This window comes from Luteimonas chenhongjianii (assembly GCF_002327105.1).
Classification (GTDB): Bacteria; Pseudomonadota; Gammaproteobacteria; order Xanthomonadales; family Xanthomonadaceae; genus Luteimonas; species Luteimonas chenhongjianii.
In genome coordinates, this window is sequence record NZ_CP023406.1 from 787,849 (window position 1) to 813,549 (window position 25,701).

Genomic DNA, 25,701 nt, shown 5'->3' on the forward strand with positions numbered 1-25,701 from the left:
GAACATCCCCGATGCAGCTCTACCTCGACCGGCTACACGACGCGCTGGCACCTTATCCCTGGGCCTATACCATCACGGTGTTGTCCGCCGTGCTCCTGGTCGCGTGGCTGGCCAACTTCCTGACCAAGCGCGTGCTGCTGCGCGGGCTGCGCCAGTTGCTTTCGAAATCGCCGTTCGGTGGCGCCCAGCACGACCACGGCGTGCGGCTGGAGGTGATTCCGCGGCTGGCCAACGTGGTGCCGGCGCTGGTGATCTCGGCAGGTGTCTCGCTGGTCCCCGACCTTCCGCCACAACTGGTGCGGATCATCGAGAACCTGTGCCAGGTGTTCATCGTGGTGACGATCGCTGTGGCGGTGGCGAAGGCGCTCGACGCGATCAACCGTCATTACGAGCAGCGCCCGCAGGCACGCAACAAGCCGATCAAGGGCTACCTGCAGGTGGCGAAGATCGTGATGTTCGCGCTGGTCGCGATCTCCGCCGTGGCGACGATGATCGGCGCCCAGTTCCTGCACATCGTCACCGGCCTGGGCGCGATGACCGCGGTGCTGATGCTGATCTTCCAGGACACCATCCTGTCCCTGGTCGCCAGCGTGCAGATCAGCAATGACGGCCGCGTGCGGGTGGGGGACTGGATCGAGATGCCGAGCGAGAACGCCGATGGCGACGTCATCGACATCGCCCTGCACACGATCACCGTGCAGAACTGGGACCGCACGGTCACCACGGTGCCGACCAAGAAGCTGCTCAGCGATTCCTTCAAGAACTGGCGCTTCATGTCCGAAGGCGGCGGTCGGCGGATCAAGCGGGCGCTGCAGCTCGACCAGCGCAGCGTACGATTCCTCGAGCCCGACGAAATCGAGCGTTTCCGTCGTTTCATCGTGCTCGACGAGTATCTCGACCGCAAGGAACGGGAGCTGCGCGAATGGAATGCCGCGCTCGCCGCACGTGGCGCCGAGCCGGTGAACCATCGCCGGGTCACCAACCTGGGGACGTTCCGCGCCTACGTCCAGCACTATCTGCGCGGCCGCCACGACATCAACCAGGACCTGACGCTGCTGGTGCGACAGCTCCAGCCCACCGAAAGCGGCCTGCCGCTGGAGATCTACGCCTTCACCCGCGACACCAGCTGGGGTGTCTACGAAGGGATCCAGTCGGATATCTTCGACCACCTGCTGGCGATCCTTCCGGAGTTCGACCTGCGCGTGTTCCAGGCGCACAGCGATGCGCCGGTGGAGGTCAGGTTGCGGCCCCTGCCGGACGACACGGGCGCTGCGCCCGTCGCGCCGCACGCAGCGCCGCCGCTGCCGGCGCCGCCCGACGACGACTGAGTGCCCCCCCTCGCCGCGGGCGGGAAGCTTCGGCGATCATGGCGTCCCCACCGGAGCGCGCCATGTCCATCGCCCTGCTCAGTCTCGGCAGCAACGTCGATCCCGAGATCCACCTGAGCGCTGCCATCCGCGCCTTGCGCGCGCGCTTCGACGGGCTCGTGGCGTCGGCGGTGTACCGCTTTCCGGCCGTCGGCTACGCCGGGCCGGACTTCCTCAATGCCGCCGCGGTCGTGCACACGGATCTCGCGGCGGCGGCCCTCAACGAGTGGCTGCACGCGCTCGAGGATGCCCAGGGCCGCGACCGCAGCGGCCCGCGCTACAGCGACCGCACGCTCGACATCGACATCGTGCTCTACGACGACGCGGTGCTCGAGGGCCCGGGCCATCTGCACATCCCCCGCGACGAACTGCGCCACGCCTTCGTGCTGCGGCCGGCGGCCGAGATCGCCCCCGACTGGCGGCATCCGGTGTCGGGGCAGACCCTGGCACGGCTGTGGGACGCGCATCCCGATCGGCACGTGGACTTCCACCGGGTCGCCTTGCCGGACTGAAGCGGGCATCGGATCCGGAGCCTGTCGCATCAGCTCTATTCCCACGTCCTGGACCGGGGTCTGTCACATCGGGTCTATTCCCACGTCCGGGAGATGACTTCCATCCATTGCCGGCCCGCCGGGGTGGACGGGAGAATGCAGGCAACCACGGGGGAGTGCGGACATGTTCGACAGGCTGTCGCGGAGCTGGGACCTGGTGAAGGCGAGCGCAGGCGTGCTGCGCTCGGACAAGGAGCTGATGCTGTTTCCGGTGCTGTCCGGGCTGGCAACGCTCGGCGTCCTGGCGACGTTCGCGTTGCCACTGTTCGCGCTGCGCATCTTCGAGCACGGCATCGGCCTCGCCTGGCTGCCCGTCGCCTTCGTCTTCTATTTCTGCCAGTACAGCGTGATCGTGTTCTTCAATGCGGCGCTGGTGGGCGCGGCGTTGATCCGCCTCGAAGGCGGCAACCCGACGCTGTCGGACGGATTCGCCGCGGCCAGGCGCCGGCTGCCGGCGATCCTCGGCTACGCGGCGATCGCTGCGACGGTGGGTGTGCTGCTGCAGGCGATGAAGCGCAACGAGACCAACTTCCTCGTGCGCCTGCTCGGCAGCGGCCTGGGCGTGGCATGGACGCTGGCGACTTTCCTGGTGGTGCCGGTGCTGGTGAGCCGCGACATCGGCGCGATCGACGCGCTCAAGGACAGCGTCGCGCTGCTCAAGCGCACCTGGGGCGAGAACGCGATCGGCAGCGTTGGCATCGGCGCGGCGTTCGGGCTGCTGATCGGACTGGGCGCGGTGACCGGCGTGGCGCTGAGCTATCTGGCCTTCATGGGCTCGGCGGCGCTCGGCATCGCGGTAGCCGTGCTGTGCGCGATCGGCCTGATGCTGGTGGCCGTCTACCAGACGGCGCTGACCGGCATCTATTCGGCGGCGCTGTACCGCTATGCGGTCAGCCACGAAGTGCCGCCTGGATTCTCCGGTGCGCAGCTCGCGCAGGCGTTCGAACCCAGGCGCTGAGCAGCGCCGGCGCACCCTGATGCGAGGCGCCTGCGCAGCATTTGTGCCCAAGGCTCGCAGCAGCTGTAGCTAGATCGAGCGGCCGCCGTCGAGCCGCAGCACTTCGCCGGTCATGAATCCGCCGCGCAGCAGCCAGGCGACCGCATCGGCGATTTCCCCGGACGTGCCAAGCCTGGCCAGCGGGGTGGCCTGGAGGATGTGCGCCTGCCGCGTCGCATCCGCGCCGTCCTCCGGCCACAGGATCGCGCCAGGCGACACCGCATTGACGCGGACCTCCGGTGCCAGCGCGACCGCCAGGCCCCGGGTCAGCCCGAGCAGCGCGGCCTTCGATGCCGCATACGCGACCAGATCCGCGCGCGGGCGTTCGGCGTACAGGTCGCCGATGTTGACGATCGCGCCGCGGCTGGCGCGCAGATGCGGCGCCGCGGCCTGCGCGAGCAGGAACGGCGCGCGTGCGTTGGTCGCCATCAATGCGTCGAATGCAGCGGCATCGGTGTCGGCGAACGCGGTCGGTGCGAACGCGGCGGCGTTGTTGACCAGGGCGTCGAGCCGGCCGAACCGTGCGACGGTGCCGGCGACGAGCCCCGGCAGTACACCCGGATCGGCCAGGTCGCCCTCCAGCACCAGAGTGCTGCCTGTCCGCTGCGCCTCGAGCGCCGTGGCCAGCGCATCGGCATCGCCGCGCGAGTGGTGGCAGTGCAGCGCCACCGCGTAACCGTCCGCGTGCAGGCGACGCGCGATGGCCGCGCCGATACGACGGGCGGCGCCGGTGACCAGGACGACGGGGCTGGATGCAGGCATGCCGATCAGGAATGTGGCGCGGGTGGCCACCTTACGCCACCCGCCGTTCATCGTGCTGTCCGCCGGCCGGCCCGGCCGCCCGGGCTGCGGTCACGATGTCCGCGGATGTCCCGTCCTTGTGCTGCCCCGAGCCCGGCTCGCCGTCCGATGCCCGGCGCAACCGGCGAGGCGCCCTGCGATGGGCATCTTCCGCAAGCACGTGCCTGGAACTGTCGGCGCGGTCTGACAGCGGCCGTTGCGGCGCCTCGCGTATCCTGAAGCCCGTACGTTTGGTCGAGAGTTTTGCGATGTCCGCTTCTGTCCAGGGTCCGTCCGAAGACGCGCTCGCGCACAGTGCACGGCTGCGCGCACTGATCCATGCGCAGATCGCCGAGGCGGGCGGCGCGATTCCGTTCTGGAAATTCATGGAGCTGGCGCTCTACGCGCCCGGGCTGGGGTATTACAGCGCCGGCGCGGCGAAGTTCGGCGCGGCGGGCGATTTCGTCACCGCGCCCGAACTGGGCGCGCTGTTCGCCGAATGCATCGCCGAGGCCTTTGCGCCGGTGCTGCGCGAGATCGGCAGCGATGCGCAATTCCTCGAGATCGGGGGCGGCAGCGGTGCGTTCGCCGGCGATGCGCTGAGCCATCTCGCGGCCCTCGATGCGACGCCTGCGCGCTACGCGATCCTCGAGCCCAGCGCCGACCTGCGCGAGCGGCAGCGCGCCCACCTGCAGCAGCGCCTGCCGGCGGCGCTGTTCGCCCGCGTCGAATGGCTCGACGGCCCCATGCCCGGCGACTGGCAGGGCGCGCTGTTCGCCAACGAGGTCGTCGATGCGCTGCCGACGCCGCGCTTCGTCATCGGCGAGGGCGAGGTCTACGAGGAATACGTGACCCGCGACGGCGACGGCTTCGGCCGGACCCTGCACCCGGCCGATGCGCTGCTGGGCGCGGCCGTACGTCATGTCGAGCGCCAGCGCGGCGCCCCGCTGCCCGACGGTTACCGCTCCGAACTTCTGCCGCAGCTGCCGTACTGGGTGCAGGCCGTCGCCGGCGGCCTGACCCGCGGCGCGATGCTGTTCGTCGATTACGGCTATGCACGCCGCGAGTTCTACCGTGACGACCGCGACGCCGGCACGCTGCGCGCATTCCACCGCCACCAGGTCTCGGGCGATGTGTTCGCGCTGCCGGGCCTGCAGGATCTCACCGCATCGGTCGACTTCACCGCGCTGGCCGAGGCCGGCACCCACGCGGGGTTCGACTTTGCCGGCTACTGCAACCAGACCTCGCTGCTGCTCGGCAACCGGCTCGAACAACGCCTGGCCGCGCACGAGGCCTTGGCCGCCGACGAGGCCGCCCGCTATGCGCTGCGCCAGCAGGCCAAGCGGCTCACCCTGCCGGGCGAGATGGGCGAGGCTTTCCAGGCGATCGGCTTCGCGAAGGACGTGGAGTTCGACCACGCCTTCCTGATCGGCGACATGAGTCACCGGCTGTGAGCAGGCCCGCGTGAGCCGACGTCCGCGTCTGGGCCGGTCGTTCAAGCCGCTGCGGCGGCCGGCGTTGTGGGGCGGGCTGTGGATCGCCGCGATCGCCGTTGTCGTGGTGCTGTCGCTGGCGCCGTCGGTGCCGATGCCGGATGTGCGGAGCGGCGACAAACTCGGCCATTTCCTTGCCTACTTCACGCTCGCCGCGGCCGCGGTGCAGCTCTACGCACGCTGGCCTGCGCTGCTCGGCGCCGGCATCGGCCTGGTGCTGCTGGGCATCGGTCTTGAATATGCGCAGGGCGCGTTGACCGACACGCGGATGCAGGATCCCGCTGATGCCTTCGCCAACACGCTGGGGGTGATCGTCGGCCTGTCCACGCGGCTGACGCTGTTCCGTGACGCGCTGCTGCGGTGGGACACCCGCGGACTCGGCGGGCGCGGACGCTGAGCGTGGCCTCGATTCGCCGATAATTCCTCCCTTCCCGACCCGGCCCACCGCATGTCCGCTGCCCTGCCTTCCAACGCGCCGACCGCGCCTGCCGACGACGACGCCGCCCGCGCCGCTGCGCGCTTGAGCTGGGCACGCGATGCGAGCGGCGACGCGACGCTGACGCTCGTGCGCGCCTCGATGGATGCCGGTTTCCGCAGCTACTGGCGCGGCGAGGCGCACGGCCTGTCGCGCATCGTCATGGATTCGCCACCGGAGCTGGAGGACGTACGCCCGTGGCTGCGCATCCGCGATCTGCTGGAGATGCACGGCGTGCGCGTGCCGCACGTGCGCGCGCGCAACGTCGAATCGGGGTTCCTGCTGCTCGAGGATCTCGGTGGCGAAACCTGCCTGCAGGCGCTGGATTCGCTCGATACCGACGCACTGATGGAAGCGGCATTCGAACAGCTGCTCCGATTGCAGGCGATCGCGCCACCGGACGATCTGCCGGCGTTCGATGCGGCCATGCTGCAGCGCGAACTCGCGCTCTTCGAAGACTGGTTCCTCGGCCGCCACCTCGGTGTCACGCTGTCGGACGCCGAGCGCGCGGATTGGGAGGCGGTGCAGGCGCATCTGGTCGCCGCGATGCTCGCGCAGCCGCAGGTGCTGGTGCATCGCGACTTCATGCTGCGCAATCTGATGCCGGTCGAAGGCGGCGTCGCGGTGCTGGATTTCCAGGATGCGGTCATCGGGCCGATCGCCTACGACGTGGCCTGCCTGCTGCGCGATGCCTTCCACAGCTGGCCCGTCGCGCAGGCCGAAGCCTGGCTGGCGCAGTACCACGCCCGCGCGCAGGCGGCCGGGCTGCCCGTGCCGGCGCTGCCCCGGTTCGCGCACGATGCCGCCCTCACCGGTGTGCAGCGCCATCTCAAGGTGATGGGCATCTTCGCGCGCCTGCACCACCGCGACGGCAAGCCGAAGTACCTCGCCGACGCGCCGCGCTTCCTGGCCTATCTCGATGCGGTGGTGCCGCGCGACCCCGCCCTCGCGCCGCTCGGCGCGCTGCTCGACTGCCACGTGCGGCCGCATCTGTCCGCCACCTGACGCCGAGGAGGCTTCGCCATGCAGACCGTGATCCCGCAGCTGCGCATGACCGATGCCGACCGCAGTCTCGCGTTCTATGCCGCGCTCGGCTTCGCCGTCGACCGGGAACACCGCTTCGACTCCGGTATGCCGCTGTTCGCGCAGCTCACCCGCGACGGGCAGACGCTCTTCCTGACCGCCCATGCCGGCGGTTGTGCGGTCGGCGGCGCCGTGTACTTCAAGGTGGTCGACGTCGATGCCTGCGCGCGCGCATTCGCCGCTGCCGGCGTGCCGATCATGCAGGCGCCGTGGAACACGGACTGGGGCACGCGCGAGATGGTGCTCATCGACCCCGACCACAACCGGCTGCGGTTCGCGCAGCATGCAGACTGACCACGGCCTGTCCCGGAGATTGCGATGAATGACCTGTTCTCGAGCGCGCCGTCGCCGGTCCACGGCATCCGTACCGGCATCGGTGGCTGGACGTTTCCGGAGTGGCGCGACAACTTCTACCCCAAGGGCCTGGTGCAGAAGCGCGAGCTCGAGTACGCCAGTCGCCGGCTGACCGCGATCGAGATCAACGGCACCTTCTACGGCGCGCAGAAGCCCGCGACCTATGCGAAGTGGGGCAGCGAGACGCCGCCGGGCTTCGTGTTCTCGCTCAAGGCGCCGCGCCACATCGTCGGCGCGCGTGCGCTGGCCGGTACTGCGAAGCAGATCGCGGGTTTCGTCGAAGGCGGCATCGCCGAACTCGGCGACCATCTGGGCCCGCTGCTGTGGCAGTTCGCGCCGCAGCGGCGTTTCGATGCCGACGATGTCGAGGCTTTCCTCGCACTGCTGCCCGACAGTGTCGATGGCCTGCCGCTGCGTCATGCAGTCGAGGTGCGGCATCCGTCGTTCCAGAGCGAAACCTGGCTGCGGCTGGCGCGCGCGCGTGGCGTGGCGACGGTGTTCACCGATTCCAGCGACTATCCGTCGTTTGCCGACATCACCGGCGACTTCATCTATGCGCGACTGATGGCCAGCCGCGAGAACAGCCCGACCGGCTACCCCGGTCTGCAGCTCGATGCCTGGGCCCAGCGCGCGTTGCAGTGGGCCAGGGGCGAGGCACCTGGCGATCTGCCCTATGCCGGCGCGCGCGACGCCGCGCCGGTCGTGCCGCGCGAGACCTTCGTGTTCTTCATCTCCGCCGCCAAGGCGCGCAACCCCGCCGCGGCGATGGCGTTGCAGCAGCGCCTGGAAGCGGCCGCGAAGTAGGGGGACGCGCGCGTTCGCGGCTCAGCCGAGCACGGCGCGGGCCACGTCGGCGTGCAGCGCGTCGATCGCGGGCCCGCTCACCCCGGCGCCGTGCACATAGACCGCCAGCAGCAGTGGCGCGCGACCGGGCGGATATAGCACGGCCACGTCCGCTGCCGTACCCGCGCCGCAGGTACCGGTCTTGTCGCCGACGATCCAGCCTGCCGGCACGCCCGCGCGGATGCGCGCCTCGCCAGTGCGGTTCTCGATCAGCCATGCGGCGAGGACTGCCTGCAAGGGCGCGCGCAGCACGTCCCCGAACAGCAGCCGCTGCAGGCTGTCGACCATCGCGCGCGGGCTGGTGGTGTCGCGCGGATCATCGCGCGCGGCCTCGTTGAGGTCCGGTTCCCAGCGGTCCAGGCGCGTGACCGGATCGCCGAGTGCGCGCAGGAACGCGGTCAATCCCGAAGGCCCGCCGACCAGGGGCAGCAGCAGGTTGGCGGCGGCGTTGTCGCTCAGCGTGACCGTCGCGCGGCACAGGTCGTCGACCCGCGCATTGCCCTGGGCCAGGCGCGTTTCTACGTACGGCGAGTACGGGACGAGATCGCCCGCGGCCACGTCCACCGGTTGATCCAGGCGCACGTGCCCGCGCTCGACGGCGTGTAGCACCGCCCCTGCCAGCAGCGCCTTGAACGTGCTGCACATCGGGAAGCGTTCCTCCTCGCGCCGACCCAGCCTGCGCCCGGTGCCGGTATCGAGCACGGCGATGCCGAGCCGGCCACCTGCGGCCTGTTCCAGCGCGGCCAGCGCTGCATCCAGCGTCGCGTCGTCGTCGGCGGCGGCGGCGAGCAGCGGCGACGCGGTGGCGGCCAGCAGCAGGTTGCCGGCGCCGATCAGGAGGTGACGACGTGTGGGCATGGCAGCAGTGTCCTGGGCGGGCCGGAAGTCTAGGGAATCGACGGTTCGCGCGCGATGCACCAGGCGCACAGCCCAGGTGCGCGCCCGCGGATCCGCCTCGGGATTCAGTCCGGACTGCGCGACCGGGCGATCGCCGCGATCTGGGCCTTGCGCAGCGCCTTGCCGATCGCCGGGCCGGTGATGCCTTCGGCCACCAGCTCGCGCGCATTGATCGCGAGCGCCGCGGCATGGGCGCGCCGCAGCAGGTCGGCCTGCGGGTAGGCAGCCTCGGCACTGCCCAGCCGGCCGCGCTTGTCGCATTCGCACACCGTGGCCAGCTGGTCGATACGTGCGGGCTTGCGGAAGCCGTCGCACCGCGCGATCAGGTCATGCAGCGTGGCATCGCGCAGTTCCTCGATGCGGTGGATGTTGAGGTGCTCACGGCAGGCGATGATCGCGAGATCGCGGTGCTCGGCGGGCACCTTCAGTCGCGCGCACAGGGCCTCGAGCGGCCGGATGCCCGTGTGCTCGTGGCCGACATGGCGCGGCCATCTGTCTGCAGGGGTCAGGGCCTTGCCCAGATCGTGGGTCAGCGCGGCGAATCCGATGCGCGCATCCCCCGGCGCGAGGCGCGCGGCCATGTCGACGACCAGCTCGACGTGGACCCCGGTATCCACCTCGGGATGGAATTCGGCGCGCTGCGGCACGCCGTAGAGCGCGTCCACTTCCGGTAGCACCACCGCGAGTGCACCGCAGTCGTGCAGCGTGCGCAGGAAGGCCGAAGGCGACCGGGATGCCAGTGCGCGCGCCAGCTCCTGCCACACCCGCTCGGGCGTCAGCGCCTCGAGCTCACCGGCGTCCACCATGCCGCGCATCAACGCCATGGTCTCGTCGGCGACCGTGAAGCCCAAGGGCGCGAAACGCGCCATGAACCGCGCCGCGCGCAGCACGCGCAGCGGATCTTCACAGAACGCCGGGCCCACGTGACGCAGCACCCGTGCCTCGATGTCGGACCTGCCGCCGTAAGGATCGATCAGCGTGCCGTCCGGCGCCTGGGCGATCGCATTGATCGTGAAGTCGCGGCGCCCCAGATCCTGCTCCAGCGTGACCGAAGGATCGGCGTCGACGACGAAGCCGCGGTAGCCGCGTCCGGACTTGCGCTCGGTCCGCGCGAGCGCGTGCTCCTCTTGGGTCGCGGGATGCAGGAAGACCGGGAAATCCCGCCCGACCGGGCGAAAGCCGGCCGCTTCCATCGAAGCCTGGGTTTCGCCCACGACCACGTGGTCCCGGTCACCCGGGCTCAGTCCGAGCAACCGGTCGCGCACCGCGCCACCCACCAGATAGATCTCCATCACCGGATGATGCCATGCGCTGCACATCCGGCCGCCTAGACTGGCCCGCCGTCAGCCGGATTTCCCGTGCCCGTCCCGCCACGCCCGGCGCCCCGGTGGTTCGGTCTGCTGCTGGCCCTGCCGCTACCCGCGGCGGCAGCGACGGCGACGGCCGGCTCGGGTGACGTCCTCGACATCACGCTGATGCTGGTCTATCTGGGCCTGGCGATCGTGCTGTCCTTCCTGTGCTCGATCGCCGAATCGGTGCTGCTCAGCATCACGCCGTCGTTCATCGCCCACCTGCGGGCCGAGCGTCCGCATCTGGCCGGCACGCTGAAGACGCTGCGCTACGACCGCATCGACCAGTCGCTGGCCGCGATCCTCACCCTCAATACGATCGCCCACACCGCCGGCGCCGTCGGCGCCGGAGCCAAGGCATCCGACGCGTTCGGCAGCGCGTGGGTGGGGGTGTTCTCGGCAGTGGCGACCCTGTTGATCCTGTTCCTGTCGGAGATCGTGCCCAAGTCCCTCGGCGCGCAGTACTGGCGGCAGCTTGCCGCGCCCGTGGCCAGCTTCGTGCGCCTGCTGATCGTGGTGCTGTACCCGCTGATCCGGCTGTCGGACATGCTGACGCGGCTGATCTCGCGCGGGCGCCGGGCGCATGTCTTCAATCGCGAGGAGTTCATCGCGATGGCCGGCGTGGGCGAACGGAGCGGCGACATCCTGCCGCGCGAATCGCGGGTGCTGCGCAACCTGTTCCGCATGGCGGAGCTGCGCGCCGAAGACGTGATGACCCCGCGCCCGGTGGTGGCCGCGCTGCGCGACGACACCACGGTCTCGCAGGCGCTTGCGGATCCACGCGTCGCGCCGTTCTCGCGTATCCCCATATACCGGCAGGACATCGACGATGCGGATGCCTTCGTGCTGCGTGCCGAACTGTTACAGGCCGAGGCCCGCGATGAGGGCGGCGGGCCGCTGCGGCCACTGGCGCGCGAATTGCGCAGCGTGCCCGAAGGCATGCCGTTGACCGCGCTGCTGGATTTCCTGCTCGACGGCCGCCAGCAGATCGTGCTGGTGGTCGACGAATACGGCGCCACCCGCGGGCTGGTGACGATGGAGGACGTGGTCGAGACGCTGCTCGGCCAGGAGATCGTCGACGAGAGCGATCGCGTCGACGACATGCAGCGGCTGGCACGCCGTCGCTGGGAGGAGCGCGCCGCCGCGCACGGACTGGCGGTCTCGCCCGGCGATCACGAACACGATCGATCGGACCCTGCCAATCCGGGCGGCGCTCAAGGCTGAGCGGTCGGGGCCGGGCTGCGCATCAGTCGCGCGAAAACTCGCGGGTGGCCGCGCGCCGCGCGGAGCCCGGGGAGTTCCGTGACCCTCTCCATCTGTCCCGCAGACCCCGTGTCCGGCCGTATACGCCTCGCGCGACTGAAGAGGGCGACGCCACGACGCCGGTGCCGCGCGGCAAGGCGCGTCAGCTGGCCGGGCAGGCGAAGGTCCGGGTACGGGCGTCGCTGGTGCCACGCATGCGTGCATCCAGCGGTGCGGCCTTGCCGTACATCCGCCAGTCGTAGATCACGCTGAAGGCCAGCACGCGGGCGACGTACTCGCGCGTCTCGCGATAGCTGATGGTCTCGATCCAGATGTCGGGGTCCATGTCCGGACGCTGCGCCAGCCATCGGCCGGTGGGTGTCGGCCCCGCGTTGTAGGCGGCGATGGCGACATAGGGCAGCTGGTACATGTCCTTCTTCTCGCGCAGGTAGGCAGTGCCGATCGCGACGTTGGTGGCCGGGTCGTAGAGGCCCTCGGGCCCGCTCCAGGGCAGGCCCAGGCGCTGCGCGACCGCGGCGCCGGTCGCCGGCATCACCTGCATCAGGCCGCGGGCGTCGGCGGGCGAGCGCGCATTGGGATTGAACGTGCTCTCGGCGCGGATCTCCGCCGCGACCCACGCGGGGTCGAGGCCGTGCCGCTGCGACTCGCGTTCGATCAGCGCCTGCTGGGTCAGCGGGAAGCGCAGGGTGTAGAGCCGCGATTCCTCCGGCTGGCGGCCCAGCCCCAGAACGCCGCGGTCGTACCAGCCGCTTTCCTGCGCGACCTGCACCGCGATGCGTCGCTGGGTGTCGTCGAAGCGGGTGAGCGCGTCGGCCCATTCGCGCGCCGCCCAGCCAGGACGGTCGATGCGGTACAGCGCAAGTGCGCGCAGCAGGGCGGGATCGGCGGCCACCCTGGCGCGCGCATCGCTCGAGGGGGAGAAGTCCAGCGGACACAGCGCATACGGCTGGCCCAGCCGGTCGGCGGCCAGGAAACCGTGGAAATCGGGCTGTTTCGCCGCTTCGCGGAACAGCGGCTGGGCGCCGCTGCGATCGCCGGTGAGTTCGGTCATGCGCGCCTGGAACCAGGTCCAACGCGACTGGCTGCGCTGGGCCGGGCCCATCTTGCGGATCGCGGCCAGTGCCGCCGCCCAGTCCTTGCGCGCCAGGGCTTCGCGCACGCGCCACTCGTGCAGGCGTTCGTCGTAGGCGCTCTCGGGCACGCGGTTGAGCAGCCGCGCCGAATCGGGCAGATAGGAGGCCACGGTCCACAGCGCGGCCTGGTACAGCACGCGGCCGTTCTCGGTTTCGCCGAAGCCCAGCGCCTCCGCCAGCGCCGGCAGCCGGCGCTCGGCGCCCAGTGGATCGTCCTTGGCGTATTTCGCCAGGCCGTGCGAGGCGACGAGACGACTGCGCGCGGTCTTCGGCCACTGCAGCGCCCGGTCGTGCGGCGCCTGCATGAAGGCGGCGTAGTCCTCCGCAAGGGCCTGCTGGCTGCCGGACAGGCCACGGGCGATGCTGCGCATCACGCCGACGTCCTGCGCCGCGACGGCCAGGTCGAAGCGCTCCCAGCGCAGGGCATCGTCGAGGCCGCCGCGCGCTGCGAGCGTCGCGAGCGGCGCATCGCATTCGTTCGGCAGCGAGGCGCCGGTGCTGCGCCACAGGGCCTGGGCATCGCGCGTCCACTGGGCGTCGGTGGCGCCGGTGCGCGCGCGCGCGTCGAGTTCGATGCAGCGCAACGCGGTATTGGTGATGCCCGGTGCCCAGGCTTCGCGCACCGCGGCCCATTCCTCGCGCTTGGCCAGCGCACGCAGCCAGGCTTCGCGGAACACCTCGGCGACCGGCGCGCCCTGGTGCCGGGCGATGAAGTCGCGCCCCTGCGCCAGCGGCAGGGTGTCGAGATTGCGGCGCAGCGAGGCGAACTCCAGCCAGGCGGCCGCGGGATGGCTCCGCATCGCCGGGTCGACCGGCTGGCCGCGTTCGGCGGCCTGCATCGCGGCGCGGAACGCGGCGTCGTCGGGCGCCTGCGCGCAGACGGCCAGGGGCAGGCCCAGTGCGAACAGGAGCAGCAGTGCGCGCGTGAGCACTGAGCGGAATGTCGGCGGGTTCACACGGTGGGTCGGCGGCATCGGCATCGGCATGTCGAGAGCGGCGACCGACTATAGCGAAGGCGGCCTGAAGCGCCGTGCAGGCGTGCACGGCTGTCGCGGCTCCCGGCGCGCATGCCTGTCGGACCCAGGCGGCTCATGCCCGCGAAAGGGCCAGCGGCCGAGGGCGCGGCTGCGGCCAGGGTCCGGTGCGTCACCCACTAGAATGGCGACCCCAGTCCTTCCGGTCCGCATCCATGGTCACTCTCGGCACGCCGCTCTCCACCTCCGCCACCCGCGTGCTGCTGCTCGGCTCGGGAGAGCTGGGCAAGGAGGTCGCGATCGAGCTGCAGCGTTTCGGCGTGGAGGTCATCGCCGCCGACCGTTACGCCGACGCCCCGGCGATGCAGGTCGCGCACCGCAGCCATGTGCTCGACATGCTCGATCCGGCCGCGCTGCGCGCGCTCATCGAGTCCGAGCAGCCGCATCTGGTGGTGCCGGAGATCGAGGCGATCCACACCGACACTCTGGTCGCGCTGGAGCAGGGCGGCCTGAATGTCGTGCCGACCGCGCGCGCCACGCGGCTGACGATGGACCGCGAAGGCATCCGCCGGCTTGCCGCCGAGACCCTCGGCCTGCCGACCTCGCCCTATCGCTTCGTCGACACCCGCGAGGAATACCGCGCCGCGATCGATGCGGTCGGCCTGCCCTGCGTGGTCAAGCCGGTGATGTCGTCCTCGGGCAAGGGCCAGAGCACCGTGCGCAGCGAGGCCGACATCGATGCGGCCTGGGACTACGCGCAGACCGGCGGCCGCGCCGGTGCGGGGCGCTGCATCGTCGAGGGCTTCATCGACTTCGATTACGAGATCACCCTGCTGACCGTGCGCCATGCCGGGGGCACCGCGTTCTGCGCGCCGATCGGCCATGTGCAGATCGCCGGCGACTACCGCGAGAGCTGGCAGCCGCAGGCGATGTCGCCGGCGGCATTGCAGCGCGCACGCGAGGTGGCGCGCGCGGTCACCGATGATCTGGGCGGCCGTGGCGTGTTCGGCGTGGAGTTGTTCGTCAAGGGTGACGAGGTCTGGTTCTCCGAGGTCTCGCCGCGCCCGCACGACACCGGCCTGGTCACGCTGGCCTCGCAGGAACTCAGCGAGTTCGCCCTGCATGCGCGCGCGATCCTCGGCCTGCCGGTTCCGGTGGACGCCGACGGCGTGGTGTTGCAGGCCGGCCCGGCCGCCTCGTGCGCGCTGCTCGCGCAGGGCACCGGCGTGCCGGTGTTCTCCAATGTCGACGTCGCCCTGCGCGCACCGCACAGCGCGGTGCGGCTGTTCGGCAAGCCGCGGGTGGACGGCCAGCGCCGGGTCGGCGTGACGCTGGCGCGTGCAGGCGACGTCGACGCTGCACGCACCATCGCCCGTGACGCCGCCGCCGCGATCGGCGTCGAACTGCGCTGAGCCTGCGCCGGACGCAAGCGTCGCGCCTTCCTGCGCCCCGCGCACAGGCAAGCCCCTTCTATTGCTGGACCTTCCCATGACCGCCAAGCTTCCCGCCATTCCCGAACCCGTCGCCGCGCTGGCGGCGCAGATGACCGCCTGGCGCCACGAGATCCACGCCTGGCCGGAACTGGGGTTCGAGGAGGTGAAGACCTCGGCGCTGGTCGCACGCGAGCTGCGTGCGCTCGGACTCGAGGTCCAAACGGGCCTGGGCGTCACCGGCATCGTCGCGGTGATCGACAGCGGCAAGCCGGGCATGTCGATCGGCCTGCGCGCCGACATGGACGCGCTGCCCATGGACGAAGTCGCCGGCGAGCGGGGCGAGCTGCCGTACCGGTCGCAGCGCCCGGGCGTGGCGCACACCTGCGGCCACGACGGCCATACCGCGGCACTGCTGGGCACCGCCCGGCACCTGGTCGCGCATCCGCCGGCGAGCGGCCGCGTGGTGCTGATCTTCCAGCCGGCCGAGGAAGGCGGGCGCGGCGCGATCCGGATGATCGAGGATGGCCTGCTGACCCGCTGGCCCTGCGACGAGGTCTATGCCTTCCACAACATGCCGGCGCTGCCAACCGGCGAGGCCAGCGTGCGCAGCGGCGCCACATTGCAGTCGCTGGCGGTGTTCGAGATCGCGATCGAAGGCGTCGGCGGCCACGCCGCCGCGCCGCATCGGGCGAACGATCCGCTACAGGTCGCGGCCCGCCTGGCCGTGGACATCTCCGCGATCGTCGGTCGCCACATCGATCCGATGGAAGCGGCGCTGATCAACGTCGGCTCGCTGCAGGCCGGTACCACCCACAACATCATTCCCTCGACCGCATCGCTCAGCGGCACCATCCGCTCGCTGTCGAAGGACGTGCACGACGAGCTGCTCAAGCGCCTGCGCGCGCTGTGCGAGGGCCACGCGCAGATCTCCGGCTGCCGCATCGCGCTCGAGATTCCGCATTCGTGCCCGCCCTGCGTCAACGCGCCCGAACAGGCTGCACTGGCGGCCGAGGCGATCGCCGACGTGCTCGGCGCGGATCACGTGAAGACCGACCTGCGCGCGTATCCGTTCTCCGACGATTTCTCCTATCTGCTCGAGCAGTGGCCCGGCGCCTACATGTTCCTCGGCATGGACAGCGCGATGTGCCACCACCCGACGTTCCGTTTCGACGACGGCCTGCTGCCGGTCGCGGCCGCCATGTTCGACCGTATCGTGCGGCGCCGTCTGGGCTGAAGCGGAAGTCGCGGGGAAGGGTGATGGCGGATACCGCTCCCTCCGGGAGCGGTCGACGCGCCCACTGCTTTGGCCGAGGGGGCTCGCGAGGGGAAGACCCCGCCTTCGCGGTCATCGCCGACACGGCCCGGCACGCCTCCGTCAGCCGGCGTAAGCTGTGCGCCGCGCCGCCGGCCGATGCGGCGCGTCGACCTCCACGCGAGCGCCCCATGTCACAGCGCGACTGGGTGGCCCAGGCCATCCGCAAGATCGAAGCCGATTTCAACCGCTCGGCCGACACGCATCTGATTCCGTTGGGGCTGCCGGGCTTTCCCGGCATCGACGTCTACCTCAAGGACGAATCGAGCCATCCCACCGGCAGCCTCAAGCACCGTCTCGCGCGATCGCTGTTCCTCTATGCGCTGGCCAACGGCTGGCTGCATGCGGGCAGCACGGTGGTCGAGGCGTCGAGCGGCTCGACCGCGGTATCGGAAGCGTATTTCGCGCGGCTGCTGGGCCTGCCGTTCGTCGCGGTGATGCCGTCGTCGACGTCGCCGGAGAAGATCGCTGCGATCGAATTCCACGGGGGACGCTGCCATCTGGTGCCGAGCGCCTGCGGTATCGCCGAGGCTTCGGTGCGCCTTGCGCGCGAGACCGGCGGCCACTTCATGGACCAGTTCACCTACGCCGAGCGCGCGACCGACTGGCGCGCGAACAACAACATCGCCGAGTCGATCTTCAAGCAGATGGCGCATGAGGCCCATCCCGTTCCGCGCTGGATCGTCTGCAGCGCCGGCACCGGCGGCACCAGCGCCACGATCGGACGATACGCGCGCTACCGCGGCTACGACACCCGGGTGTTGTGCGCCGATCCCGAGCACTCCGCGTTCTTCGCCCATTACGCACGCTGCATCGTCGGCGAAGCGACGGGCGACCCGGCCCCGGCACCGCCGTCGCGGATCGAGGGCATCGGCCGCCCGCGCGCGGAAGCCAGCTTCATTCCCGGCTGCGTCGACGCGATGCTCAAGGTGCCCGACGCCCTGAGCCTCGCGGCGATGCGCTGGACCAATACGCGTCTGGGTCGGCGCGTCGGCGGCTCCACCGGCACCAACGTCATCGGTGTGCTGCATGCCGCGCATGCGATGCGCGCGGCGGGGCGCAGCGGTTCCATCGTCAGCATCCTGTGCGACGGCGGCGAGCGCTACGCGCACAGCTACTACGCGCACGACTGGTACGCCGCCCAAGGCTTCGACATGGACGCGGCTGGCACCCTGGTCCGGGCGGTGGCCGAGCAGGCCGCGGCTTTGCCTCCACTGCCGACGGCGGGTGAGGCTGCCAACTGACGGTCAAGCTGGGGTTGACCCTAGGTGCAGCGAGGTTAAGGATTCGTTACAAGGAATTGCCGGCAGGACAGGGGCTCCGGCACACCATCCGCCCACGGAGTTGCACACATGACGATGCCTCGACACCGCCTCGCTGCCGCAGTCCAGCTGTCGCTGCTGCTGGCACTGCCTGCCGCCGCCACCGCCCAGACCCCCACTCAGCAGCCCGAAGCGCGCACGCTCGATACCGTGCAGGTCACCGGTTCGCGCATCCGCAAGGCCGAACTGGAAACCGCGGTACCGGTGGAGGTGCTCACGCGCGAGGACATCGATCGCAGCGGTTTCACCTCGATCGCCGACATCGTGCAGAACCTCACCGGCAGCGGGGCCGGGCTCAACACCAAGTTCAATTCCAGCGGCAACTTCGGTTTCCCGCCCGACGGCGGCGGCGTGGGCGCAGGCGCGGCGACGGTCGACCTGCGGCATCTCGGCGCCAAGCGCGTGCTGGTGCTGGTCGACGGCATCCGCTGGGTCAACGAGTCCTCCGGATCGGGCGTGGGGTCGGCGGTCGATCTCAACACGATCCCGCTCGCGCTTGTCGATCGCATCGAAGTGCTCGAGGACGGCGCGTCCTCGATCTACGGGTCCGACGCGATCGCCGGCGTGGTCAACATCATCACCAGGCGCGACGCCGAGGGCGGCACGCTCGACCTGCACTACGGCGAGTACGACGGTCTCGGGGGCGCCACCTGGGGCGCGGACCTGGGCTGGGGTGGCACCAACGAGCGTGCGCAGTGGTTCCTCGGCGCTTCGTACTACAAGCAGCGGGAAATCGCTTCGTCGAAATTCGCCAATGCCAGCGTGCCGGTGCCCGGCACCGGGCTGTCGAATGGCAGTTCGGCGACGCCGGGCGGGCGGTTCCTCTTTGCGCCTGCGGACGGCAACAATACCTATGGCGGTCTGTGCCCGCTCGGAACCGACGACAGCGGCGCGCCGATTCCCGGTTCGGCCACCTGCGACATCACGTTGCCCAACGACGCGAGCTTCCCGGGCGGCACGACCATCGATGACTACATCCGGTTCGGGACCGCGAACCGCTACAACTTCGCGCCCAACAACCTGCTGCTGACGCCGTCGGAGCGCAAGTCGGTGTTCGGCCAGGTGCGCTTCGAGTTCACGCCGCAGGTCTCGGGCCATGTCCGCGTGCTCTACAACGAGCGCACTTCGGCCAACCAGGCCGCGCCCGAGCCGATCTTCCTCGGCACCGACGCCGGTGTGTACAACGCCTACGCCGAAAGCACGCTCACGATCTCGGCGCTCAATCCGTTCAACCCGTTCGGCTTCGACCTCACCACCGAGGGCGACAATCCGAACCTGTTCCTGCTCGGGCGCCGTCCGGTCGAAGGCGGCCCGCGTCGCTACCGGCAGGACGTCAAGACCTGGTATGCCGCCGGTGGCCTCGAAGGCACCTTCGCGGTGGGCGTGCGCACCTGGAACTGGGACGTGAACCTGGTGCGCAGCCAGAGTCGCGCCGAGCAGACCAATACCGGCAGTTACAACATCCGGCGGATCAACCAAGCGCTGGGCGACCCGGCCGCATGTGCGGGGATCGCCGGATGCACGCCGCTCAATCTGTTCGGTGGCCCGGGCACGATCACGCCGCAGATGCTCGCCTTCATCCAGCCGATCGTCCGCGACGAGAGCAGCAATGCGCTGACACTGGCCTCGGCCAACGTCACCGGCGACCTGTTCGAGATGTGGGCAGGTCCACTGGCCTTCGCCGCGGGCCTCGAATACCGCAAGTACGACGGCAGCTACACGCCTGATCCGATCACCGTCGCCGGCGAATACAACGGCGTGCCCTCGGGCATCACCCGCGGCGACTACGACGTCAACGAGGCCTATGCCGAGTTCAGCGTGCCGCTGATGCGCGACACCGCGTTCGGCGAGACGCTCGACCTCAGCATCGCCGGTCGCTATTCCGACTATTCGACCTTCGGCGGCGAGACCACCGGCAAGGTCGGCCTGCGCTGGCAGCCGGTCGACGAACTGCTGTGGCGCATGAGCTATGCCGAAGGCTTCCGCGCACCGTCGATCGGCGAGCTCTACGGCACGCTGAGCCGCTTCGACGCCACGCTCGTCGATCCGTGTTCCGGCGCCGCCCTGCCGTCGCCGGCCTGCGCCGCGGACGGGGTCCCGCCGGGCTACGAGCAGACCAATTCGCAGATCTCGGTCGTGACCTCGGGCAATGCCGCGCTCGAACCCGAGCGCAGCCGCAGCCTGATGATCGGCTCGGTCTGGAGCCCGTCGTTCGCCGACGAAGTGTGGTGGTCGGACCGTCTCGACCTCGGCGTGACCTTCTATCGCCACCACATCGACGATGCGATCCAGGCCCCCGATGCGCAGGCGATCCTCGATCGCTGCATCGCCACGCGCGATCCGCTCGCCTGCGCGTCCTACGACCGCAGCGAGCGCGGCCAGATCATCCGCTTCGACGACATCCTGGCCAACCTCGGCACGATCAAGACCGATGGCTGGGACTTCTCCGCCGCATGGACGCTGCCCGAGCGCGACTGGGGCCGCTTGCGCTTCGATGCCAAGACCACGTGGGTCACGCGCTACGAGCTGGCCAACGAGACCGGGGAGCTGGAGCCGCGTCGTCCGGGCGTCGAGGTCAACAACAGCGCGATTCCCGAATGGAGCGGCACCCTGACCACCGACTGGACCCGCGGCCCCTGGTCACTGGCGTGGACGATGCGCTACATCGACCGGCTGGTCGAATCCTGCGGCGGCGCCAATGGCTTTCCGATCTGCGACGACAGCGCGCTTGATATCAACGGCCTCGGCTCGACCACGTACCACGACCTGCAGCTGGCCTGGCACAACACCGCCTGGCTCAAGGGCACGCGTCTGGCGCTGGGCGTCAACAACCTCACCGGCAAGGAGCCGCCGGTGTGCCTGAGCTGCAGCCTCAACGGCTACGACGCCTCGACCTACGACCTGCCCGGCCGCTTCGTGTACGCACGCGTGGGCATCGATTTCTGAGTCGGCAGGCGCGCCTGCCCCGGCGCGCGAAGCGCACGCGATCTACGGGTTTGCCCGGCCCTCCCCGAGTGGCGGGGAGGACTGCAGTCGCAGGGCTCCCCCTCGATCGGCGAGCCGTCGTCATTGCAAAACGCAAACGCACAATACGATCTGTGAGCCGTGAGCCGCGAAAGGAAGCCCCTCTCCCTCCGGGAGAGGGGTTGGGGTGAGGGCGGCAGGTCGGCATCCGCGAGTCGGCCGCATGGGCACGACGAGGACGCTGCGCTCCGCCGTCTACAGACTGTTCGAACCCTCAGCGCCGCAACGCGGCGTCTGGCACATGCAGTTCGGTGGACAGGGCCAGATGGTCCGAGAACGCGGCCGGCAGCGCCTTCATGCCGGCGGCCTTGAGGTTGCTGGTGACCAGGATGTGGTCGATCGCCTTCTGCGGACGCCAGCTCGGGAACGTGTGCACCGCGCACGACGGCGGCTGGAGCGAGGTGCCGCGATAGAGCGCGGACATCTCCGGACGGTCGGAGGTGCAGTTGAAATCGCCCATCAGCACCGCGTTCGGATGGTCGGCCAGCAGCTCGGCAATGAACGACAGCTGCGAATGCCGCGATTGCGCGCCCAGCGAAAGATGCGCCACCGCGACCACCAGGCCCTCGTTGCCTTCGCCGAAGCGGCTCAGCAGCACGCCGCGGCCGCCGATGCGGCCGGGCAGGGCATGGTTGGTGACCTCGATGGGCTCGAGCCGGCTCAGCAGCCCGTTGGCGCTCGATGCCACCGCGCCGACGCGCCGGTTGGGCTGGTGGGTCCAGTACTCGAATCCACCACGTTCGGCGAGGTAATGGGTCTGGTTGGTGAAGCCCGACCGCCAGCTGCCCGGATCAGCCTCCTGCAGGCCCACGATGTCGTGGGTGCCCGCCAGCGTGGCGATCGCGTCGAGCGCGTTGCGCTTGCCGGCCGGGAGCACGTGCGACCAGCTGCGCGTCGCGTAGTCGCTGTAGCGACGCGTGCTGGAGCCGGCCTGGATGTTCGCGCTCAGCAGCTTGAGCCGGCGCGAAAACTCATCGGAGGGGGCGTCGGGAACGTTCACGACAAGCGCTTACTGCGCCGCGCGCTCCATCGCGACCAGGTGATCGGTGATGCGCAGGATGTCCTCGAGCGAGGTACCGCCGATCACCCGGTACTTGCCGTTGACGATCATCGACGGCGTGCCCTCGACGCCGCTGCGCGAGGCGAACTGGCGCGCGCGGCCGAGATTGGCGTTGACCGCGAAGCTCTGCATCGTGCTGGCGAAGCGGGCCTGGTCGATCCCGAGGGTGCCGTAGAACGCGGCGATCGCGGCCGGATCGGCATTGGGCCGCAGCTTCCCGTCGATGTGGATCGCGTTGAAGGTCGGCGTGTGGGTCTGGTCCAGGGTGCCCATCGTCTCGGATGCGTAGAACGCGCGCGGGAAGTGGTCCTGATCGTTGAACACCGCCGGCACCGCGACGAAGTTCACGTCAGCCGGCAGGCGCGCCTTCCAGGCGTTGACCAGCGGATCGAACGCGGCGCAATGGCCGCACCAGTAGGCGAACACCTCGGCCACTTCGATGCCGGGGGCGCTGGCGAAGGGCTGGCCGCCCGCAATCTCCACGTAGTCCTTGCCGGCAACCGGGGCCGGGCCCTGCGGCGCGGTCACCGGGTTGTTGTTGGGCGCGGCCTCCTGGGCCTCGGCGCGGTCATCGGCGCGGACCGGTGCACTGGCGACCGGCGGGGACATGGTGTCGGCGGGCGCGGTTTCCGCGCTCGGCGCCGTCGGCGTGGGCGATGCGGCCGGGTCGGGCTGCTGGCCGCAGGCGGCGAGAAGGATGGGGGCAAGCATCACGAGCAGGGTGTGGCGGATCTTCATGGAGACTCTCTTGAAGGAAATCGTTCGACGGGTGGCGTCAGCGCGCGGCGCGTTCGCGTGCGATCAGCTGGTCGGTCACCGTGAGGAGCTCCTCCAGCGACCGTCCCATCACCCGGTAGCGGCCATTGATGATGAGTGTCGGCGTGCCCTCTACGCCACTGCGTGTGGCAAAGGCACGCGCGGCGTTCAGTTTTTCGTCGGTCGCGGGGCTGGCCATCGCGGCGGCGAATCGCGCCTGAGAGCGCGCACCCTGGCTGACGTAGAACGCGGCGATCGCCTCGGGACTGGCGCCGCTGCGCGGGAGGGCGCCGGTGTCGTGGACCGCCGAGAACAGGGCGTGGTGGCTGCGCGCGTCCAGGCCCTGGTCCTGCGCGACGAAGAAACCGCGCGCGAAGTTGTCGCCGGCCGAGAACGCGGCGGGCACGTAGGTCAGGCGCACGTCGGCCGGGGCTTTCGCGCGCCAGGCATCGAGGAGCTTCTGGAAACGGAAGCAGTGCACGCAGCCATAGGAGAACACCTCGACGACCTCGATCCTGCCGTCCAGGGGCTGCCAGGGCTGGCCGTCGGAGATCAACGCGTAGTCGCGTCCTTCGACCGGTGCATGGGGCTGGGCGGTGGCCGGCAGCCATGCGCCGAGGAGCAGCGCAAGCAGCACCAGCGGACGCCAATTGAAGGTGGGGAATGCGCTCATCGTGGATGTTCCAACAGGCGGAGGATGGCTGGCCCGGCGCACATGCGGTGCGGGATCGCGGCGGTGCGGCGCGGCTCTGACGAGGGCACGCCTGCCAGGCCGATCGGCCGCTGCCCCATCACTGGGCCTGCGGCGCCGGCTCCGCGTCCTGCGCCTGCTGCGCGGACGGGTCGGTTGCCGGCACCGGCTGGTTCTCGGGCATCGTCGCAGGCGCCGGCGTGGCCGCGGCCTGGGCCTCGATCGCCGCCAGCATGGCCGGGTCCGGGCGATGGTGCAGGCCCTGCATGTAGCTGGCCAGGGCCTCGATTTCCTCGTCGCTCAGCTGCCTGGCCACCGAGGCCATGACATCGAACAGATGGCGGTTGTCCTCGAGGGTCTGGCCTTCGCGATAGGTGTAGAGCCGGGCCGCGCTGTACCAGGCCTGCTGGCCACCGACATGCGGGTAGGCCGGGCCCGGATTGCCACTGCCGGCTGGGCCGTGACAGGCCATGCACGCCGGGATGCCGCGTTCGGTATTGCCGCTGCGGAACAGCGTCTGTCCGATCTCGTAGAACTTCATGCCCGCGTAGGGGCCACTCTCGACCACGGCATCGTCGGCGATGCCGGCGCCGCTGGACTGCTGGGCGTAATGCGCGCCCAGGTCGCGCATGTCCTGCGCACTGAGCGGCATCGCATACGGCTGCATGATCGGGCTCTGCCGCTGGCCGCTCTTGAACAGCGCCAGCTGGTGGGCGACATAGCGCTCGTTCTGCCCGGCGATGCGCGGATACAGCGAGGGGTCGGCGTCGGCATTGCCGTCCAGTCCGTGGCAGGCCGCGCAGGTGCCGGCGAGCTGGGCGCCGCGCTGGGCATCGCCATAGGTCGCCTCGGCCAGCTCGGCCACGGCATTGTCGTTGAGATCCCGGGTTTCGACCGGGGGCGCGTCGGGCAACGGTTGAACCGTGGACTGCGCGAACGCGACAGCGCCCACGGCCAGAACCACAAGACCGGCGATACCAAAAGCACGAGCGTGGCGCATTGCTGGGCTCCGAGAGCTTCGATGCCGCGTCCAGCCGATGCCGGGCGCAAGTCCCCCGGATTATGTTGGCCTGCACCGGGCGGGTCAAACCGCGCGGCGGGCAGTCCGGCGCCGGTCGTGCCAAGCTATCGCCATGTCGAATCCATTTGCACGCGCCAAATATCTGTTGGCCGCCCACACCCCGCAGCAGCTTCCGCCCGACGGGGGCTTCGAGGTCGCGTTCGCCGGCCGCTCCAACGCCGGCAAGTCCAGCGCACTCAACGCCCTGTGCCAGCAGAACGCGCTCGCGCGGGTGTCCAAGACCCCCGGTCGCACCCAACAGCTGGTGTTCTTCGATCTTCCGTCGCATGCGAACCGCTATCTGGTCGACCTGCCCGGTTACGGCTATGCCAAGGTGCCCCGTGACCTGCAGGCGCACTGGCAGGCGTTCCTGGCCCGCTACTTCCGCGAGCGCGAGGCGCTCAAGGGCCTCGTTGTGGTGATGGACATCCGTCATCCGCTCAAGGATTACGACCGCCAGATGATCGCCTTCGCGGTCGAAAACGGAATGCCCGCCCATGCGCTGCTGACCAAGGCCGACAAGCTCGGCCGTGGCGCGGCGGGCAACACGCTGCAGGCGGTGCGCAAGGAGCTGCAGGCCGAACACGGCGACAAGGTCAGCGTGCAGACCTTCTCGGGTGAATCCAAGATCGGCGTCGACGAGGCGCGCGGCGTGATCGCACGCTGGCTGGAAATCGGCGGCCCGCGCTCCTGAGGCGCCGGCCCGGCATCAGGTGCCGCCTCAGACCGCAACGTTGAACAGCCGTCCGATCACACTGGCGGCAGCCATCGCAAGTACGCCCCAGAACGCGACCCGCAGCGCGCCACGCAGGATCGGCGCGCCGCCGGCCCATGCGGCGAGCGCGCCGGAGATGAACAACGCGATCAATGTCGTGGAGATGATCGCCGGTTCCGCATAGGCGGGAGGCGCGATCAGGGCGGCGACCATCGGCAGCGCCGCACCGGCGCAGAACGCGGCCGCCGACGCCCCTGCGGCCTGCAGTGGGCGCGCGGCCAGCGTGGGGGTGAAGCCGAGCTCATCGCGTGCGTGCGCGGCCAGCGCGTCGTGCGCGGTCAACTGTTCCGCGACCTGTCGCGCCAGCGCCGCATCGAGGCCGCGGGCCTGGTAGATGCCGGCCAGCTCCTCGAGCTCCTCTTCCGGGGCATCGCGCAGTTCGCTGCGCTCGATCTTCAGATCCGCCTGCTCGGTGTCGGCCTGCGAGCGCACCGACACGTATTCGCCTGCGGCCATCGACATGGCGCCGGCCACGATGCCGGCGACGCCGGTCAGCAGCACCGTCGTATGCGGGCTGCCCGCGGCAGCCACGCCGACGACCAGGCCCGCGATGGACACGATGCCGTCGTTGGCGCCGAGCACCGCCGCGCGCAGCCAGCCCACCCGTTCGCCGCGGTGGCGCTCGGGAGACGGACGGTGCGGAATCTGGGTGGCGGCCATCGCCGCAGCACATATGTGGCGGCGTGACGCGGGCGTCACGACACGTCGG

Annotated in this window: 23 protein-coding genes; 14 read left to right on the forward strand and 9 right to left on the reverse strand. The window is 70.2% G+C overall.

The annotated features are described in order from the left end of the window. Nucleotides 1-11 precede the first annotated feature (11 nt). From CNR27_RS03555 to CNR27_RS03565, 3 genes are all read left to right on the forward strand, one after another. Nucleotides 12-1,328 carry a mechanosensitive ion channel family protein gene (locus tag CNR27_RS03555; RefSeq protein ID WP_096296968.1) on the forward strand — a complete coding sequence of 439 codons (1,317 nt, stop codon included), beginning with the start codon at nucleotides 12-14 and terminating at the stop codon, nucleotides 1,326-1,328. Between the two features lie 62 nt (nucleotides 1,329-1,390). After that, nucleotides 1,391-1,879 (forward strand): 2-amino-4-hydroxy-6-hydroxymethyldihydropteridine diphosphokinase, encoded by a 489-nt coding sequence (folK, locus tag CNR27_RS03560; RefSeq protein WP_096296969.1) that lies wholly within the window; start codon nucleotides 1,391-1,393, stop codon nucleotides 1,877-1,879. A 163-nt stretch (nucleotides 1,880-2,042) separates the two neighbouring features. After that, on the forward strand, nucleotides 2,043-2,876 hold the full coding sequence (locus CNR27_RS03565) for a DUF6159 family protein (protein WP_096296970.1): 834 nt from the start codon (nucleotides 2,043-2,045) through the stop codon (nucleotides 2,874-2,876). Nucleotides 2,877-2,945: 69 nt separating this feature from the next. Here CNR27_RS03565 and CNR27_RS03570 read toward each other — a convergent pair whose 3' ends face one another. Next, nucleotides 2,946-3,677 (reverse strand): pteridine reductase, encoded by a 732-nt coding sequence (locus CNR27_RS03570; RefSeq protein ID WP_096300240.1) that lies wholly within the window; start codon nucleotides 3,675-3,677, stop codon nucleotides 2,946-2,948. Nucleotides 3,678-3,964: 287 nt separating this feature from the next. On the opposite strand from CNR27_RS03570, the gene CNR27_RS03575 reads away from it, so the two are divergent. From CNR27_RS03575 to CNR27_RS03595, 5 genes are read left to right on the forward strand one after another with little or no spacing between them, the layout of a single operon-like run. Next, nucleotides 3,965-5,149, forward strand: a complete 1,185-nt coding sequence (locus tag CNR27_RS03575) for a class I SAM-dependent methyltransferase (RefSeq protein ID WP_096296971.1) — start codon at nucleotides 3,965-3,967, stop codon at nucleotides 5,147-5,149. A gap of 10 nt (nucleotides 5,150-5,159) precedes the next feature. After that, nucleotides 5,160-5,585 carry a VanZ family protein gene (locus CNR27_RS03580; protein ID WP_245815742.1) on the forward strand — a complete coding sequence of 142 codons (426 nt, stop codon included), beginning with the start codon at nucleotides 5,160-5,162 and terminating at the stop codon, nucleotides 5,583-5,585. Between the two features lie 51 nt (nucleotides 5,586-5,636). Further along, nucleotides 5,637-6,668 (forward strand): aminoglycoside phosphotransferase family protein, encoded by a 1,032-nt coding sequence (locus CNR27_RS03585; RefSeq protein ID WP_096296972.1) that lies wholly within the window; start codon nucleotides 5,637-5,639, stop codon nucleotides 6,666-6,668. 18 nt (nucleotides 6,669-6,686) lie between these two features. Next, a complete protein-coding gene (locus tag CNR27_RS03590; RefSeq protein ID WP_096296973.1) occupies nucleotides 6,687-7,040 on the forward strand; it encodes a glyoxalase superfamily protein in 354 nt (117 codons plus the stop codon). A gap of 24 nt (nucleotides 7,041-7,064) precedes the next feature. After that, nucleotides 7,065-7,904, forward strand: a complete 840-nt coding sequence (locus tag CNR27_RS03595; protein ID WP_096296974.1) for a DUF72 domain-containing protein — start codon at nucleotides 7,065-7,067, stop codon at nucleotides 7,902-7,904. A 21-nt stretch (nucleotides 7,905-7,925) separates the two neighbouring features. On the opposite strand, the gene bla is transcribed toward CNR27_RS03595, so the two are convergent. Continuing rightward, nucleotides 7,926-8,801 (reverse strand): class A beta-lactamase, encoded by an 876-nt coding sequence (gene bla / locus CNR27_RS03600; protein ID WP_096296975.1) that lies wholly within the window; start codon nucleotides 8,799-8,801, stop codon nucleotides 7,926-7,928. Nucleotides 8,802-8,905: 104 nt separating this feature from the next. After that, entirely contained in the window at nucleotides 8,906-10,132 is a 1,227-nt protein-coding gene (locus tag CNR27_RS03605; protein ID WP_096300244.1) for a multifunctional CCA addition/repair protein, read from the reverse strand. A gap of 66 nt (nucleotides 10,133-10,198) precedes the next feature. Between CNR27_RS03605 and CNR27_RS03610 the strand changes: the two genes are divergently transcribed. Beyond that, a complete protein-coding gene (locus CNR27_RS03610) occupies nucleotides 10,199-11,413 on the forward strand; it encodes a CNNM domain-containing protein (protein ID WP_222843126.1) in 1,215 nt (404 codons plus the stop codon). A gap of 181 nt (nucleotides 11,414-11,594) precedes the next feature. On the opposite strand, the gene CNR27_RS03615 is transcribed toward CNR27_RS03610, so the two are convergent. Continuing rightward, nucleotides 11,595-13,559 (reverse strand): lytic transglycosylase domain-containing protein, encoded by a 1,965-nt coding sequence (locus CNR27_RS03615; RefSeq protein WP_096300248.1) that lies wholly within the window; start codon nucleotides 13,557-13,559, stop codon nucleotides 11,595-11,597. 215 nt (nucleotides 13,560-13,774) lie between these two features. Here CNR27_RS03615 and purT point away from each other — a divergent pair, with 215 nt between their 5' ends. From purT to CNR27_RS03635, 4 genes are all read left to right on the forward strand, one after another. Continuing rightward, nucleotides 13,775-14,971, forward strand: a complete 1,197-nt coding sequence (gene purT / locus CNR27_RS03620) for a formate-dependent phosphoribosylglycinamide formyltransferase (RefSeq protein ID WP_096296976.1) — start codon at nucleotides 13,775-13,777, stop codon at nucleotides 14,969-14,971. Between the two features lie 76 nt (nucleotides 14,972-15,047). Further along, entirely contained in the window at nucleotides 15,048-16,226 is a 1,179-nt protein-coding gene (locus tag CNR27_RS03625; RefSeq protein ID WP_096296977.1) for an amidohydrolase, read from the forward strand. Nucleotides 16,227-16,435: 209 nt separating this feature from the next. After that, nucleotides 16,436-17,548 (forward strand): PLP-dependent cysteine synthase family protein, encoded by a 1,113-nt coding sequence (locus CNR27_RS03630; protein WP_096296978.1) that lies wholly within the window; start codon nucleotides 16,436-16,438, stop codon nucleotides 17,546-17,548. Between the two features lie 108 nt (nucleotides 17,549-17,656). Beyond that, nucleotides 17,657-20,572, forward strand: coding sequence for a TonB-dependent receptor plug domain-containing protein (locus tag CNR27_RS03635; protein ID WP_096296979.1), 2,916 nt, complete (start codon nucleotides 17,657-17,659; stop codon nucleotides 20,570-20,572). Nucleotides 20,573-20,864: 292 nt separating this feature from the next. On the opposite strand, the gene CNR27_RS03640 is transcribed toward CNR27_RS03635, so the two are convergent. From CNR27_RS03640 to CNR27_RS03655, 4 genes are all read right to left on the reverse strand, one after another. Beyond that, nucleotides 20,865-21,650 carry an endonuclease/exonuclease/phosphatase family protein gene (locus CNR27_RS03640; RefSeq protein ID WP_233580240.1) on the reverse strand — a complete coding sequence of 262 codons (786 nt, stop codon included), beginning with the start codon at nucleotides 21,648-21,650 and terminating at the stop codon, nucleotides 20,865-20,867. Between the two features lie 9 nt (nucleotides 21,651-21,659). Next, entirely contained in the window at nucleotides 21,660-22,448 is a 789-nt protein-coding gene (locus CNR27_RS03645) for a thiol:disulfide interchange protein DsbA/DsbL (RefSeq protein ID WP_096296980.1), read from the reverse strand. 37 nt (nucleotides 22,449-22,485) lie between these two features. Then, nucleotides 22,486-23,139: a thiol:disulfide interchange protein DsbA/DsbL gene (locus CNR27_RS03650; protein WP_096296981.1), complete on the reverse strand. Its 654-nt coding sequence runs from the start codon at nucleotides 23,137-23,139 to the stop codon at nucleotides 22,486-22,488. Nucleotides 23,140-23,257: 118 nt separating this feature from the next. Next, a complete protein-coding gene (locus CNR27_RS03655) occupies nucleotides 23,258-24,157 on the reverse strand; it encodes a c-type cytochrome (protein ID WP_096296982.1) in 900 nt (299 codons plus the stop codon). 133 nt (nucleotides 24,158-24,290) lie between these two features. On the opposite strand from CNR27_RS03655, the gene yihA reads away from it, so the two are divergent. Next, entirely contained in the window at nucleotides 24,291-24,911 is a 621-nt protein-coding gene (yihA, locus tag CNR27_RS03660; RefSeq protein ID WP_096296983.1) for a ribosome biogenesis GTP-binding protein YihA/YsxC, read from the forward strand. Between the two features lie 27 nt (nucleotides 24,912-24,938). Here yihA and CNR27_RS03665 read toward each other — a convergent pair whose 3' ends face one another. Continuing rightward, complete coding sequence (locus CNR27_RS03665; RefSeq protein ID WP_096296984.1) at nucleotides 24,939-25,652, reverse strand: VIT1/CCC1 transporter family protein; 714 nt, start codon at nucleotides 25,650-25,652, stop codon at nucleotides 24,939-24,941. Between the last annotated feature and the right edge of the window lie 49 nt (nucleotides 25,653-25,701).

Bases quoted from the DNA above. Each gene is read 5' to 3' on its own strand.
- CNR27_RS03575 (WP_096296971.1), top strand. From the start codon at position 3,965: ATGTCCGCTTCTGTCCAGGGTCCGTCCGAAGACGCGCTCGCGCACAGT.
- CNR27_RS03635 (WP_096296979.1), top strand. From the start codon at position 17,657: ATGACGATGCCTCGACACCGCCTCGCTGCCGCAGTCCAGCTGTCGCTG.
- CNR27_RS03645 (WP_096296980.1), bottom strand. From the start codon at position 22,448: ATGAAGATCCGCCACACCCTGCTCGTGATGCTTGCCCCCATCCTTCTC.
- CNR27_RS03605 (WP_096300244.1), bottom strand. From the start codon at position 10,132: ATGGAGATCTATCTGGTGGGTGGCGCGGTGCGCGACCGGTTGCTCGGA.
- CNR27_RS03570 (WP_096300240.1), bottom strand. From the start codon at position 3,677: ATGCCTGCATCCAGCCCCGTCGTCCTGGTCACCGGCGCCGCCCGTCGT.
- purT (WP_096296976.1), top strand. From the start codon at position 13,775: ATGGTCACTCTCGGCACGCCGCTCTCCACCTCCGCCACCCGCGTGCTG.
- folK (WP_096296969.1), top strand. From the start codon at position 1,391: ATGTCCATCGCCCTGCTCAGTCTCGGCAGCAACGTCGATCCCGAGATC.
- CNR27_RS03595 (WP_096296974.1), top strand. From the start codon at position 7,065: ATGAATGACCTGTTCTCGAGCGCGCCGTCGCCGGTCCACGGCATCCGT.
- CNR27_RS03565 (WP_096296970.1), top strand. From the start codon at position 2,043: ATGTTCGACAGGCTGTCGCGGAGCTGGGACCTGGTGAAGGCGAGCGCA.
- CNR27_RS03650 (WP_096296981.1), bottom strand. From the start codon at position 23,139: ATGAGCGCATTCCCCACCTTCAATTGGCGTCCGCTGGTGCTGCTTGCG.
- CNR27_RS03630 (WP_096296978.1), top strand. From the start codon at position 16,436: ATGTCACAGCGCGACTGGGTGGCCCAGGCCATCCGCAAGATCGAAGCC.
- yihA (WP_096296983.1), top strand. From the start codon at position 24,291: ATGTCGAATCCATTTGCACGCGCCAAATATCTGTTGGCCGCCCACACC.
- CNR27_RS03625 (WP_096296977.1), top strand. From the start codon at position 15,048: ATGACCGCCAAGCTTCCCGCCATTCCCGAACCCGTCGCCGCGCTGGCG.
- CNR27_RS03615 (WP_096300248.1), bottom strand. From the start codon at position 13,559: ATGCCGCCGACCCACCGTGTGAACCCGCCGACATTCCGCTCAGTGCTC.
- CNR27_RS03590 (WP_096296973.1), top strand. From the start codon at position 6,687: ATGCAGACCGTGATCCCGCAGCTGCGCATGACCGATGCCGACCGCAGT.
- CNR27_RS03555 (WP_096296968.1), top strand. From the start codon at position 12: ATGCAGCTCTACCTCGACCGGCTACACGACGCGCTGGCACCTTATCCC.
- bla (WP_096296975.1), bottom strand. From the start codon at position 8,801: ATGCCCACACGTCGTCACCTCCTGATCGGCGCCGGCAACCTGCTGCTG.
- CNR27_RS03655 (WP_096296982.1), bottom strand. From the start codon at position 24,157: ATGCGCCACGCTCGTGCTTTTGGTATCGCCGGTCTTGTGGTTCTGGCC.
- CNR27_RS03585 (WP_096296972.1), top strand. From the start codon at position 5,637: ATGTCCGCTGCCCTGCCTTCCAACGCGCCGACCGCGCCTGCCGACGAC.
- CNR27_RS03665 (WP_096296984.1), bottom strand. From the start codon at position 25,652: ATGGCCGCCACCCAGATTCCGCACCGTCCGTCTCCCGAGCGCCACCGC.